General features: G+C 30.2%; 10 protein-coding genes and 2 tRNA genes. All 12 read right to left on the bottom strand.

What is annotated here, in order from left to right; translation table 11 throughout:
* Window positions 1-18: 18 nt before the first annotated feature.
* On the bottom strand, window positions 19-927 hold the full coding sequence (locus ABMY20_RS08330; RefSeq protein ID WP_349265066.1) for an ATP-grasp fold amidoligase family protein: 909 nt from the start codon (window positions 925-927) through the stop codon (window positions 19-21).
* A 108-nt stretch (window positions 928-1,035) separates the two neighbouring features.
* On the bottom strand, window positions 1,036-2,298 hold the full coding sequence (locus ABMY20_RS08325) for a flippase (protein WP_349265065.1): 1,263 nt from the start codon (window positions 2,296-2,298) through the stop codon (window positions 1,036-1,038).
* Window positions 2,279-3,343, bottom strand: coding sequence for an acyltransferase (locus ABMY20_RS08320; protein ID WP_349265064.1), 1,065 nt, complete (start codon window positions 3,341-3,343; stop codon window positions 2,279-2,281). Before ABMY20_RS08320 ends, ABMY20_RS08325 begins: the two co-directional genes overlap by 20 nt.
* Window positions 3,344-3,747: 404 nt before the next feature.
* A complete protein-coding gene (locus tag ABMY20_RS08315; protein ID WP_349265063.1) occupies window positions 3,748-4,839 on the bottom strand; it encodes a Wzz/FepE/Etk N-terminal domain-containing protein in 1,092 nt (363 codons plus the stop codon).
* A gap of 13 nt (window positions 4,840-4,852) precedes the next feature.
* Window positions 4,853-7,207, bottom strand: coding sequence for an SLBB domain-containing protein (locus ABMY20_RS08310; RefSeq protein WP_349265062.1), 2,355 nt, complete (start codon window positions 7,205-7,207; stop codon window positions 4,853-4,855).
* 94 nt (window positions 7,208-7,301) lie between these two features.
* Window positions 7,302-8,318, bottom strand: a complete 1,017-nt coding sequence (locus ABMY20_RS08305; RefSeq protein WP_159494521.1) for an NAD-dependent epimerase — start codon at window positions 8,316-8,318, stop codon at window positions 7,302-7,304.
* Window positions 8,318-9,643 (bottom strand): UDP-glucose/GDP-mannose dehydrogenase family protein, encoded by a 1,326-nt coding sequence (locus ABMY20_RS08300; protein WP_349265061.1) that lies wholly within the window; start codon window positions 9,641-9,643, stop codon window positions 8,318-8,320. The genes ABMY20_RS08305 and ABMY20_RS08300 overlap by 1 nt, the downstream gene beginning before the upstream one ends.
* A 31-nt stretch (window positions 9,644-9,674) precedes the next feature.
* Window positions 9,675-10,607 carry a Gfo/Idh/MocA family oxidoreductase gene (locus tag ABMY20_RS08295; RefSeq protein ID WP_349265060.1) on the bottom strand — a complete coding sequence of 311 codons (933 nt, stop codon included), beginning with the start codon at window positions 10,605-10,607 and terminating at the stop codon, window positions 9,675-9,677.
* Window positions 10,607-11,887 carry a nucleotide sugar dehydrogenase gene (locus ABMY20_RS08290; RefSeq protein ID WP_349265059.1) on the bottom strand — a complete coding sequence of 427 codons (1,281 nt, stop codon included), beginning with the start codon at window positions 11,885-11,887 and terminating at the stop codon, window positions 10,607-10,609. The genes ABMY20_RS08295 and ABMY20_RS08290 overlap by 1 nt, the downstream gene beginning before the upstream one ends.
* Window positions 11,888-11,995: 108 nt before the next feature.
* A tRNA-Val gene (locus ABMY20_RS08285) sits at window positions 11,996-12,070 on the bottom strand.
* A gap of 28 nt (window positions 12,071-12,098) precedes the next feature.
* A tRNA-Val gene (locus tag ABMY20_RS08280) sits at window positions 12,099-12,173 on the bottom strand.
* Between the two features lie 70 nt (window positions 12,174-12,243).
* Window positions 12,244-13,452 (bottom strand): folylpolyglutamate synthase/dihydrofolate synthase family protein, encoded by a 1,209-nt coding sequence (locus ABMY20_RS08275; protein ID WP_349265058.1) that lies wholly within the window; start codon window positions 13,450-13,452, stop codon window positions 12,244-12,246.
* Window positions 13,453-13,477 lie beyond the last annotated feature (25 nt).

Below are 13,477 nucleotides of genomic sequence, written 5' to 3'. Positions count from 1 at the left end.
TTTTTTGACATTTATCACCTAATAAGATAAATCTTTTGAAATATTAAAATAGCTTCCTAATTTATTCTCCCATTCTTTTGAACTAAAAGACCCAAAACCACTTTCAGGAAAAAAAGTCATCTCTCCAAAAATAAGTTTATTTTGAGATATATACCAATCTACTCTAACATGATTAAATGGTTTAGCTAAAATACTTGAAAGTTTTATCATTTCATTTAGCAGTTCTGGTTTTTCAACATCGTAATCGGCATTTTTGTATAAAATTTCAAAGTCTAATCTATTCCAATCCATATCATAAAAATTACGAGTATGCTCTTCAAAACGATCAAAATCTACCTGAATCAATTTAGGTTTACCTTCAAAACAAAATATTTTATAATCTTTTAATGACTTTTCATCTCCACTTTCTAAAAAATTTTCAACTAAAATTCGTGGCTTTATGTCATCATAAACCCATTCTTTGGAAACCTTTCCATAATTTAATTTCAAATTCTTGTTTATGAGCCTTAATTTTTGTTGATTAATATTAGATTTATTATCTACAACTAACACAGAACCACTATCATGAGAGGCTTTAATTACAAATTTTTCAGGTAAATTCTCAAACCTTATATCTCTTATATTTGAATAAACACCAATAATTTTATTAAGATATTTTTCACCTATCAGCTCTTTCACATAATTATGCACTTCTATTTTATCTACACATCGTTTAGCTAATTCATTATTTGAATATATTTTCTCCCACTGTATTTTTTCATTAAATGTGATAGGGTTCTTGATGTTTAAAGGATAACCAAATTCTCTTAACCACTTCTTTTTTATATATTTCTCTTTACCTAAAAAAGATATATGTGTTTTTTTAATAAATTTTATTTCACTTCCAACATATGGAATATTCTTTAAAAATTCTTTTATTGAGTTCATCGTTTTTATTATCTTTTTTTTAATATAGTAGCTAACATTTCTCTAAATAACTCACATTAAATCATATCAAACATTAACAATATTGTTTATCATTGATCAATAGCTTTTTTATTTAATCTTAAAAAATTGTTTTTCACCTCTTACCTCTCTTACATACTTATATAATAACGCTGTATGCACCCACAATAGAGGTACAAATGCTATTAAAAAACCATTTAGATGAAATAAATAAATAGATGGAAATACAAATAAAAAATTAAGTAAAACTGTAATATTCATCACTTTCATATACTTTGATTTCTCTTTCATAATAATTAATATGTTTGAATAAAGATTAGAAAAAGGCGAACTTAATACTCTGAATAACAAAACTGAAAGTATAAAATTAATAATATCGTTATATTTTCCTGAAACTAAATAAACTAATTCTGGCGTAAAATAATATGATATTGTAAAAAACAATAGTGATAAGACTAATAAAACTAGAGATATTCTTCTTGTTAAAAAGATAAATTTTTTTTTATCTTGGGAAAACACCCGTGACAAATAAGGATAAAGAGCTTGATTTACAGGAAGGAACAAACCAGAAACAGCTCCTGTAATTTTTTCTGCTACCGAATAATAACCAACTATAGTGTTATTAGTAACAAAACCTAAAAGAACAACATTGGTTGTTGAATATAAATTTGTATAAACATTGGCAACAAAAACATGCCAACCATCATATAAATATTCTTTCAAAGTATAAAATTTTTGCAGGTGAAATTGAACATTAAACTTTAACCGAATTATTATTAATGAAAGTACACCTGAGGCAATAAATCCCATAGAAGTAAAAAAAGGAACCAATAAATAGTCTGATTTATTTTTTACAAAGACAAACATAAGCAAAGTAAAAAAAGATTTTGATATAATATTAATATACGTTATATACTTCATTCTTTCCATACCTTGAAAAAACCAAACTGGGAATAAAACTTGCCCTATAACAGTGCCAAATGCTAAAAAATAAACATACATATCTATCCGTAACTGCTTAACACTAAAAACTATTATTAATAAAAGTAATACACTAAGTAATAAAAGAAAAAACTTTATCATCATCACAGAACTGAAAATTTCATTAATTTTATCCTTATCATTTCTGTGTATAGAAATCATTCTTGTAGCTGTAAGTTGAAATCCATAATTTGTCAACACAACAAAATACATAACAAATGCTGTTGCAAATGAAAGCAAACCAAAAAGCTCTACATCCAAAACTCTTAACAAATAAGGTACTGTTATTAGCGGCAATATGTAGTTTAATCCCTGTAATGTAAAAAGAGAAATGAAATTGTAAATTAAATATTTACCCTTTACTAATTTCATATCGTTTATATTTTTTTGAAATAATTTTTCTACCTAAATTATTACTAGGGATTTCAATAAATTTATTGATTGGCAAAGATATATAAACTAGAACTATAAAAGTAATAATCTGAGAAAAAGGCATAGCTATATATGGTATTAAAACAGATATAATTGCAAATCCTACCACTTGGTGAATTAAATAAAAAGAGTAACTTACTTTCCCCAAGAACCTTGTAAATCTGTAGGTTTTATTTTTATATTTTAGAGAAATTATAAAGACAGATATTGCTAATAATTTAGCGACCGAGTATCCTAAATTACCTCCATGCTCTGTATATGGTAAAAAATAAAAATTGAAACTGAAATATAAAAAAACTAATACTACTAAAATTTTCAAATCTTTATCTTTTAATTGTTTCTTGTAATGAAAAAACAACGCAGTTCCTAAAAACATTAGCATTAGATTGGTCCATAAACCATTTCCAAAATAGGTATTATATAATTTTAAATATCCTAAACAAAGTGTTATAATTGATATAATAAAAAATATAATAACAATAGCTTTAATACGTTTTAATAGATTAAAATAAAAAAGTATTGCTGCTATAAAATAAAACTTCAATTCAACTGCTAAAGTCCAAAAAACACCATCTATATGTTTTACTTTTAACAAATCTTGAAACATCGTAAAATTAATTGATATCTGTCTTAGGGAAAAATTGTTTTCTCCTTTTAATAAATAAATAGAAGAAACGATAAAAATAATTGCAAACCAATAAGTAGGGTACAATCTAAAAAACCTCTTAATGGCAAAATTAATCACACTATAAATATTCCCCTCTCCTTTTAAAGACAAGGCTATTACAAATCCACTAGTAATAAAAAACAAAGACACACCAAACGAACCTAGGTTCAAATAATCATTAAAAAACTTATATCCATTTAAAAATTGATGTGAAGTATCTTTATCTAGATAATATACAAAAAAATAATGATAAAAAGCTACAGTTAAAATCGCTAACCCTCGCAAATCATCTAAAATTAATATTCTATTATTTTCCATTAAACTTATTTATTTAAGTCCTTTAATTTCTTAACCTTGATTAAAACCTTATTGTTCTATTCTTTCTTAATATATAAAGACTACGTAAAATTTATTTATCGGTTAATTACTATTTAACAACTGTTATTGTTATCTTGCTTCTCTTTTTTCACAAAAATTGACACACCTAATGGTCGATGATAAAAACTGACAGATACGAAAAGTAAAAATCTAAATTATAATGAAACTTGTCTTTATGACTCTTAAGATCAATGTTAAAAGCTTACTAATATCATTTTTTTGATTCATTTTACGTATCCTTAATAAAATTATTTCTTTATTATTAAAGGAGGCGCAAATACACTTTTTTATTAATTTTACTTTATTTTAAGGCAGGAAATATTATATAAACTTTGTAACACTCATTATCTACTTATTTCTTTTCTAAACTTTTTAGTCCATTCTCTGAGAAAAACTATACTAACTCCCACACCCCCCCCTAATACACCGCATATAATCAGAATTAAAACACGTCTAGGTTTTGATTTTTCTACAGGTACGCTTACTGGTTCTATTACTGTAAAAACAGGGGTATTTTCTTTAAGTTTAATTTTTTGAGTTTCTAGCTGTTTGGCCAATTCTGAATACACTCCATATGCTAAGTTATAATCAGATTGCAACTGCTCTAAGCGTGATTGAGAACGAGATAATATTAAACCTTGATTTTTATCTCTAAAATTAGCCAGTATAGATTGCTTACTTATAAAGTCCTTCTTTACTTCGTTATAGCGCTCTTCTATAAATTTGTATTGTTCTTGAGCTTTTTGTATTTTAAACTCCGTTATTGCCTTTTGTAATAACTCTTGAGATTTTTTTGTCATTTGTGCTGCAGGTATCGCTTCAGGCATTGAAAAAGAAATTTGAACAAAATCCTCTTTACTATTAACATTAATTACAAGCTGACTTTGTAATAAATCGAATAGTTCATTTTCTTCTTCGGATATTATATATATTGAATCTTGTGTTTTCTCTGTCTGCACTATTTTTCCCTCTTTAAACAAATTTATTATTTTTCCAGGCAACCCAATAGTATATTCTTTAATTACTGATAACAAATTGAATTTTTGATAAGATGTATAATATTCTTTATAAGTTACTTCTTTTTCTAAGTTCGAAAACTTCAAAGGCACCTCTAAAAGTTCTTTTTGAAAGGGAATGCTTTGAACCACTTTAGGATATAAACTAGGTGGAATACCTTCAGAATCACCACCTCCTAAATTAATCCCTGCCATTGCTGCCAATCCTCCTAAATTCCCCCCTACTTTATTATCTGAAGTCTGTGGTAAAACAATTGTTGTCGCTGTATATTCTTTAGCAGAAAAAATAGCTATAAACAGACCTATTATAACAAAAGCTATAAAAAGCTTAACAATAGTTTTTCGTCCTTTCCATATGGTTTTAAATATCTCTAATAAATCTATTTCCTCTTGAGGATCCTGTTTAACTTTACTTTCCATATCTTTTATAAAGTTATTTATCTGTCAATGATTTTATCAATACTCCTAAGGTTGCCAACCCTGTAGTTATAGCTATTACTTGTTGGGTTGTAACTTTATTTGTTACCTCAGGCTTTTTAGGAACTAAAATAACTGCGCCTGGTTTTACATCTGGATATGATTTAAAGAATAAAAACCTCTTTGTTGTTCTAATATCTCCATTTGCATACACTATATATGCTCTACTCTTTTTCGCATTTTCAGAAAAACCTCCAGAGTTTTCTATATAATGTTTAAATGATTTCCCTTTTTCATATCTCACCAATGATGGTGACAATACCTCTCCTTCAACCTTTACGGTTTGTCTTTCAGAAGGAATAAATAACTCATCTCCTTCTTCTAAAATTATATCATATTTTGACTTTTTTCCTCCTGAGGCTAATATTTTTTGTAACTCTATTCCAATCTTAAAATCTTTCTTCTTTTTTATACGCTGTTCAACATTACTAGATAATGAATCTCTTTGGGCAAAGTCAGCTATAAAGTCTGATTGCTTTTCATCTTCCTCTTCGTTATTCTTTCTAGTTAAAAAGGCTCCTTCTATATACGCATATTTTGTTAAACCTCCAGCTTGTTCTATTAAATCAGAAATTCTTTGATTTTTTTGACCAATTGAATATTCTCCTTCAAAATTAACTTCCCCAGTAATAGTTACTCTTTTTTGTTCTGTATACCCTTTTAAGTATCTTACAGAAACAATATCAAACGGTTTTAGCACAAAATTATCTAAATGATCAGTACCTAGATTTTTACTTGCACTTAAATCAAAATTTTCACTAACCGTTTCAAAACTTCCATCTTTCAATCTTCTAGATACATCAATCATGCTTGCATCCGCTCCATCTTTCAATCCTCCCGCCAATACTATTAAATCCTCTACACGCATTCCTTTCATAAAGTCAAACTCCCCTTCTTTATTCACTGCTCCATTAATAGTAATAAATTCTTTTTCTTTCAACTCTTCTTTTGTGAAAATGTAAATACTATCACTTTCCTTTAAGAGTATATGTTCTTTATTTTCCATTGCCTTTCTCGGAGAAAAAGATAATGTTTCCTTATCACTTTTATCATGTGTTCTTACAATTATACCTCTGTCTAAAAAGGCTTCTTTGGTTACTCCTTCAGCTTTTAACAACAAGTTAGAAGCTGTCATTCCTTCTTTGTATTCATAATTACCAGGTTGAAAAACAGCCCCACCTACACTTACTCTATTCAAAAACTCGTCTACTATTTCATTTACTTTGATATAATCTCCGTCTTTTATTTTAACTAAATCAAAATTATCTTTTGAAACCTCTACAATCTCTTTTTGAACCCCTTTAATTCTCTCTATAACAACTTTTTGTCTATATGCATTTGAGGTAAAACCACTACAATAATTTAATAAGTCTTTTACACTTTCTTCAGTTTTCATCTCAAAAATACCTGGTCTTTTAACGGCTCCTTCAATAGTAATTTTACTTTCATAAGGTTTTACTATTATAACATCTTGATCTTGAACCGTTATGTTTCCTTCTTCTGAACCATTTACTAAAAACTGATAAAAATCAAAATCAGCTTCCTTCACTCCTCTCCTAAAAAGCTGGATCCTTCTGAAAGTACCATTCTTTGTTGGCCCTCCTGCTGCATATAAAGCATTTAATACTGTGGATAAAGCACTAATTGAATATGACCCTGGGACCTTCACTTCTCCTACGATATTCACTTGAACATTTCTTACTTCTTTTATAGAAACAGCTATATTTACTTTATTATAACTACTAGAAGAAGCTCCTATTCCTGCATAGATTCTTTTTAGGTAATTTTTTATTTTAGATTTTGCAGCACTAACTGGTAATCCTATTAATTGAATATAACCAACACCTTCTACATTTATTGCTCCTTGTTTGTTTACTTTTTTCTCATAATTTACCTCTGCAGCACCCCAAAGATCAATTGAAACTACATCTCCCGCTCCTATTATATAATTCTCTGGTGTAGCTATATTTAAATTTGGTGTAAACGAAATATTTGGATTATTAAAAAAGTCATATCCGAAGAGTTCTTCTTTTTTTTCTTCCTTTTTTTCTTCTTCTCCTGTTAACCCAAAAAGAAGTTGAGTACTATCTACTTCTTCTTGTAGTTCTTCTTCATTTTCCTCTTTTTTATTTAGTGGTTTACTTTTAAGCGTCTCTATTCTTGCTCTAAGCTTTTGAGCTTGTAATTCGGACATTCCTCTTGTTTTTGCTATTGCTAAAGCCTGATCTAGAGTATATCCTTCTTCTTTTATTTTTTCCCAGTACTTAGCTACTTGTTCATCAGATAAATCATCAACTTCTATTTGACTCATTTGATTCTGAATATTTTGGGCTTGTCCCTCAGCACTAGCTAACACCAAAAAAGTAGCTAGAAATATTTGTAACAGAATTCTCTTAAATAACATTTTAACTTCCAATGTAAAAAACTTTAAACCAATTAATAAACTCTTTTATTCCTTTACTTAAACTTGTATTAGGACTGTAATTATAATCTTTAATTAATCCATCAACATTTGCCCAAGTTTTTTTCACATCCCCCATTTGCATAGGTAACATTTCTTTAGTAGCTTCTTTTCCTATACTCGTTTCAATCTGAGTAATAAATTCTAACAATTTTACCGAATCATTATTTCCTATGTTATAAACTTTATACAAGTCTCTTTCTTCAACAGGCTTCTCTATTACTCTTTTCACTCCTTCTACTATATCATCTATATAAGTAAAATCGCGCTCCATATCACCATTGTTGAACACTTTGATTGGACGATCATTTGAAATGGCATCGGCAAATAGTATCGGTGCCATATCAGGTCTTCCCCAAGGCCCGTATACAGTAAAAAAACGTAATCCTGTTGTTGGTATTTTATATAAATGACTGTAGGTATGTGCCATCAATTCGTTACTTTTTTTTGTTGCAGCATACAAACTCACAGGATTATCAACTATATCTTCTTCTGAAAAAGGTACCTTTTTATTCATTCCATAAACACTTGAACTACTTGCATACACTAAATGTTTAATCTCATGATGCCTACAAGATTCTAAAATATTTAGGAAACCAACAATGTTACTTTGAATATAAGCATTAGGATTTTCAATACTATAACGAACACCTGCTTGTGCTGCTAAATTACATACAACATCAAAGCTTTCTGTAGTGAATAACTGAAATAATTCTTTTTTATCTTCTAAGTTTAGTCTGATAAACTTAAATTTTTCACTAGTGCTACTAGTTATTTCTTTGTAGTATACCTCAGCGCTTTTTCTTTCAACTCCTAACTCTTTTAATCGAGCATACTTTAAATTGACATCATAATAATCGTTGATATTATCTATTCCTACAACTGTGTGCCCTAACTCTAATAGTTTTTGACTTAGATGAAATCCAATAAAGCCTGCTGCTCCTGTAACTAAAATTTTCATTAGTTTTTTCCTATTTGATAGTATTCAAATCCTTTTTCTTCCAATCCATAGGTAGTATATTGATTTCTTCCATCAAAAATAACTGGAGCTTTCAGTTGTTTTTCAATCTCAGAGAAATCTGGTGAACGGAACTCTTTCCATTCTGTCAATAAAATCAACGCATCTGCATTATCTAGCACCTCGTACTTTGCATTTTTATAGTCAACATTCTCTACATCTTTTAAATAAAAGTGTTGTGCTTCTTCCATAGCCTTAGGATCATATGCTTGTACTTTAGCTCCTCTCTTTACTAGTTCTTTTACCACATAAATTGCAGGCGCTTCACGCATATCATCCGTTCCTGGCTTAAATGCCAACCCCCAGAGACCAAAAGTTTTTCCTGATAAATCTTCTCCAAATTTATTGATGATTTTATCAGCTATCACAAATTTCTGACGATTATTTACTTCCTCAACAGACGTAATCAATTTTGCTTCATATCCATTCTCTTCAGCTATCTTTTTTAAGGCCTTTACATCTTTTGGAAAGCAAGAACCTCCATATCCTGCGCCTGGGTAAATAAAACTATAACCAATTCTTGAGTCTGAACCAATTCCTGCTCGAACATTATTTACGTCAGCTCCAACTCGCTCGCAGATATTTGCCATTTCGTTCATGAAGGATATCTTTGTTGCCAGCATTGCATTTGCTGCATATTTTGTCATTTCTGCTGAGCGAACATCCATAGCAATAAAACGTTCATGCGACATAGTAAAAGGCGTATATAGTTGACGCATTTTATCAAAAGCATAATCAGATTCTGCTCCTATTACCACTCTATCAGGTTTCATAAAATCATTGATAGCATCCCCCTCTTTTAAAAACTCAGGATTAGACACTACATCGAATTCAAGCGTTGAGTTTCTTTTATCTAATTCTGCTTGTATTGTTGCTTTTACTTTATCTGCTGTTCCTACTGGTACAGTAGATTTATCAACAACAATCAATCTGTCATTCATCTTCTGACCTATCTCTTTAGCTACAGCTAATACATATTGTAAATCTGCAGACCCATCTTCTCCCATTGGAGTTCCAACTGCTATAAAAACAATTTCAGATTCATTAATTGCTTCTTCTAACTTAGTAGTAAAGAATAAGTTCTGCTTTTCTACATTTTTCAATACCATTTTTTCTAAGCCTGGTTCATAAATGGGAATAATTCCCTGATGAAGCTTATTTATTTTTTCTTGATCAATATCAACACAAACCACCTTATTCCCCATCTCTGAAAAACATGTTCCCGATACTAATCCTACATATCCTGTTCCAATAACAGTTACTTTCATTTCTTTCTATTTTTTTATACAAATATATATATTACAAAAGATAATGCTTCTCTCCCGTATTTATTAATTTAGAATTACGAATATCATGTACTATCTCGATTGATTGTCTTGCTTCTCGTAAACCAAAACCATTTCCTTTTAATATTTCTTGATAACTTATAGTATGGAGATCTGTAAAACCTGAACTAAATTCAATTTCTTCTCCGTTCACTGTTATGGAACGATAGGTACGTTGTCCTTTTTCTTGAATTTGTTTTGGTAAACTGGTTTCATCTATTGACAAAAACCAACGCACACGTGCTTTTTCAAACTCTAAATAACCTGAAGCTTTATGTTTTTCTCTGAGATGTACTTTATTCTCTTGTATATTTCCAAAAATCCATGAGAGCATATCAAAAAAGTGAACTCCAATGTTTGTTGCAATCCCTCCTGATTTACTTTCGTCTCCTTTCCAAGAAATATCATACCAATTTCCTCGTGAAGTTATATAAGTTAAATCTACATCATACTTTTCTTCCTTTTTCTCTCTTTCAATTTTATTTTTCAGTGCTATTATACTAGGATGTAATCGTAACTGAAGTATTGTATTAATTTTACTTCCTGACTCTTTTTCAATTGCTTCTAAAGCGTCTACATTCCATGGATTCAACACTAAAGGTTTTTCACAAATAGCATCTGCTCCTCTACGTAATGCCATACGTATATGAGAATCATGTAAATAGTTTGGGGTACATATACTCACATAATCTAACTGAATATTTTGCTGTCTTTTCAGTTTTTCTACGTGACGATCAAACCGTTCAAATTCCACAAAAAAATCTGCTTGAGGAAAATAACTATCAATAATTCCTACACTATCATTTTTATCCAATGCAGCAATCAACAGATTATTAGTATCCTTTATGGCTTTTAAATGTCGCGGAGCGATGTAACCAGCTGCTCCTATGAGTGCAAAATTCTTCACTATAAACTTTTATCTACTACTTTTTTTGACAATATCCCTTTAACATCATAAACTACTGAATCTTTTTTCTTTAAAGAAAGAATGTCTATTTTTTTATACTCTTCATGTGCTACTGTTAACACAATAGCATCGTACTTTTTACTTGGCAATTTGTTTGTTGATTGTAATCCATATTCTTTTTTAACCTCATCAATATTTGCCCAAGAATCATAAATTGTCACCTTTGCTCCATATTCTTTTAACGAACGAACCACATCTACCACTTTAGTATTACGAACATCTGGACAATTTTCTTTAAATGTAATGCCTAAAACTAAGACATCAGCATTTTTTATTTTGATATCACGACTTATCATTAATTTAATCACTTGAGAAGCTACATACTCCCCCATTCCGTCATTCATCCTTCTTCCTGCTAAAATAATTCCAGGATGATACCCTAACTCTTCTGCTCTTTGCACTAGATAATATGGATCTACTCCAATACAATGCCCTCCAACTAATCCTGGTTTAAATGGTAAAAAATTCCATTTTGTTCCTGCAGCTTCCAAGACTTCTTGAGTATTAATGTTCATAAACCCAAAAATCTTCGCTAATTCATTCATAAAAGCAATATTAATATCTCTCTGAGAATTTTCAATTACCTTTGAAGCTTCAGCTACTTTTATACTCGAAACTAAATGAGTACCTGCAGTAACTACTGAACTATATAAATCATCTACAAATTTTGCAATTTTTAATGTTGAACCAGAAGTAACCTTTAAAATATTCTCAATGGTATTCTTTTTATCTCCAGGGTTAATTCTTTCAGGGGAATATCCTGCAAAAAAATCTTTATTAAACTTTAACCCTGAAACTTCCTCCAACACAGGTACACACACTTCTTCTGTAACCCCGGGATACACTGTTGACTCATAAATAACAACATCATTCTTCTTCAAAACTCCTCCTACAGTTTTACTTGCATCTATCAGCGGGGTTAAAACCGCTCTGTTATTTTTATCAACTGGTGTAGGAACTGTTACTATAAAAACAGTACAGTCTTTAATATCGTCAACTTGAGATGTACAAAACAAACCTTTCTCTTCTGTTTTTTCACTTTGTATTACAGACAACAGTTCTTCTGAATCTACTTCCTTAGTAACATCAATACTTTTATTAAGTTCTTCTACTCTTGTTTTATTTATATCAAACCCAACCACAGAATACTTCATCGCAAATAACCTTGCTAATGGCAATCCTACATACCCTAACCCAATTATTGCTATTTTCTTATTCACTACGTAGTCTCTTTAAAGATTGTTCAAGTTCACAAAACTACAAAAAATTGCATGAATGAGATGATTATAAAATAAAAAAGTCTCATCAAGAATGATGAGACTTTACAGTGGGCGCGAAGGGATTCGAACCCCTGACCCCTTGGGTGTAAACCAAGTGCTCTGAACCAACTGAGCTACGCGCCCGTTTGCAATTAAACTTTTGTAAGAGTTGTGGGCGCGAAGGGATTCGAACCCCTGACCCCTTGGGTGTAAACCAAGTGCTCTGAACCAACTGAGCTACGCGCCCTTACTTGTCAATTGCGGGTGCAAATATATAACAGTTTTAGAGATTAACAATAACTTTTTTACATTTTTTTCTATAAAATTTCTGCTACCACAAATGTGCTCCCTCCCACGTAAATCATATCTTCTTTAGATGCATTTACTTTTGCTTTTTCAAGTGACTGACTTACAGAACAAAACACCTCTCCCATCAATCCAAACTCACTTGCTTGCTTTTTTAATTTATCTACTGGCAACCCGCGAGGAATATTTGGTTTACAGAAATAATATTTTGCTTTTTCAGGAAACATTGGTAAAATTTCACTCAAATCCTTGTCTGAAACAACACCTAAAACAATATGTAATTGCTTATAATTTTCTTTTTTTAATTGCTCCAATGTATAAAACAATCCTTCTTTATTATGTGCTGTATCACAAATCACTTTTGGTTTTTCTTGCAACACCTGCCAACGTCCTTTTAAGTTGGTGTTTTTTACCACATTTAACAATCCGTTTTTAATATTTTCTTCAGAAACTTCAAATTCTTTTAATTGCTGAATCGTAGTTATCGCCGTCGTTACATTGTGTTTTTGGTAGTCTCCTAGTAAATCCGTTGTATAGTTTTGAGTTTTATCAGAAGCAAAAACTATTGGTGCTTCGCATTCTTCTGCTTTAGTGTTAAAAACATTTTCCGTTTCTTTTTGACGCTCACCAATAACTACTGGAACATTTTCTTTTATAATCCCTGCTTTTTCAAACGCTATTTCTGGTAATGTTTCTCCTAAAAACTGAGTATGATCCAGTCCTATATTGGTTATTACCGAAACTTCTGGCATAATAATATTAGTAGAATCTAACCTTCCTCCCAAACCTACTTCTATAACAGCAACATCTACTTTCTGATTCGCAAATTCTTCAAATGCCATTCCTACCGTCATTTCAAAAAAAGATAACCCTTGTTTTTCTAAAAAGATCTTATTCTTTTCTATAAACTTAACCACAGAATCTCTTGAAATTTCTTTTCCATTGATTCGAATTCGTTCAGTAAAGTTTTTTAAATGAGGTGAAGTATACAATCCTACTTTATAACCTGCTTCTTGTAATATAGAAGCTACCATGTGACTAGTAGATCCCTTGCCATTCGTTCCTCCTACATGAATGGTTTTAAACTTTTTTTGTGGATTATCTAACTCATCACACAATGCTATGATATTAGTTAAATCTTTTTTTAACGCTGTTTGTCCCTGACGTTGATACATTGGTAACTGAGCAAACATCCAATCTAATACTTGTTGATAAGTCATCTTAATATTTTAGTGTAAAAAATAG

Origin of the sequence: Tenacibaculum sp. SSH1-16 (assembly GCF_040104435.1) — a bacterium.
In the GTDB taxonomy this organism is placed as follows: Bacteria; Bacteroidota; Bacteroidia; order Flavobacteriales; family Flavobacteriaceae; genus Polaribacter; species Polaribacter mesophilus.
The sequence above is the reverse complement of the archived record's forward strand: the minus strand, read 5'-3'. Positions and strand labels throughout refer to the sequence as shown.

Coding starts and splice junctions, on each gene's coding strand:
- ABMY20_RS08330 (WP_349265066.1), bottom strand. CDS start 927: ATGAACTCAATAAAAGAATTTTTAAAGAATATTCCATATGTTGGAAGT.
- ABMY20_RS08325 (WP_349265065.1), bottom strand. CDS start 2,298: ATGAAATTAGTAAAGGGTAAATATTTAATTTACAATTTCATTTCTCTT.
- ABMY20_RS08320 (WP_349265064.1), bottom strand. CDS start 3,343: ATGGAAAATAATAGAATATTAATTTTAGATGATTTGCGAGGGTTAGCG.
- ABMY20_RS08315 (WP_349265063.1), bottom strand. CDS start 4,839: ATGGAAAGTAAAGTTAAACAGGATCCTCAAGAGGAAATAGATTTATTA.
- ABMY20_RS08310 (WP_349265062.1), bottom strand. CDS start 7,207: ATGAGTCAAATAGAAGTTGATGATTTATCTGATGAACAAGTAGCTAAG.
- ABMY20_RS08305 (WP_159494521.1), bottom strand. CDS start 8,318: ATGAAAATTTTAGTTACAGGAGCAGCAGGCTTTATTGGATTTCATCTA.
- ABMY20_RS08300 (WP_349265061.1), bottom strand. CDS start 9,643: ATGAAAGTAACTGTTATTGGAACAGGATATGTAGGATTAGTATCGGGA.
- ABMY20_RS08275 (WP_349265058.1), bottom strand. CDS start 13,452: ATGACTTATCAACAAGTATTAGATTGGATGTTTGCTCAGTTACCAATG.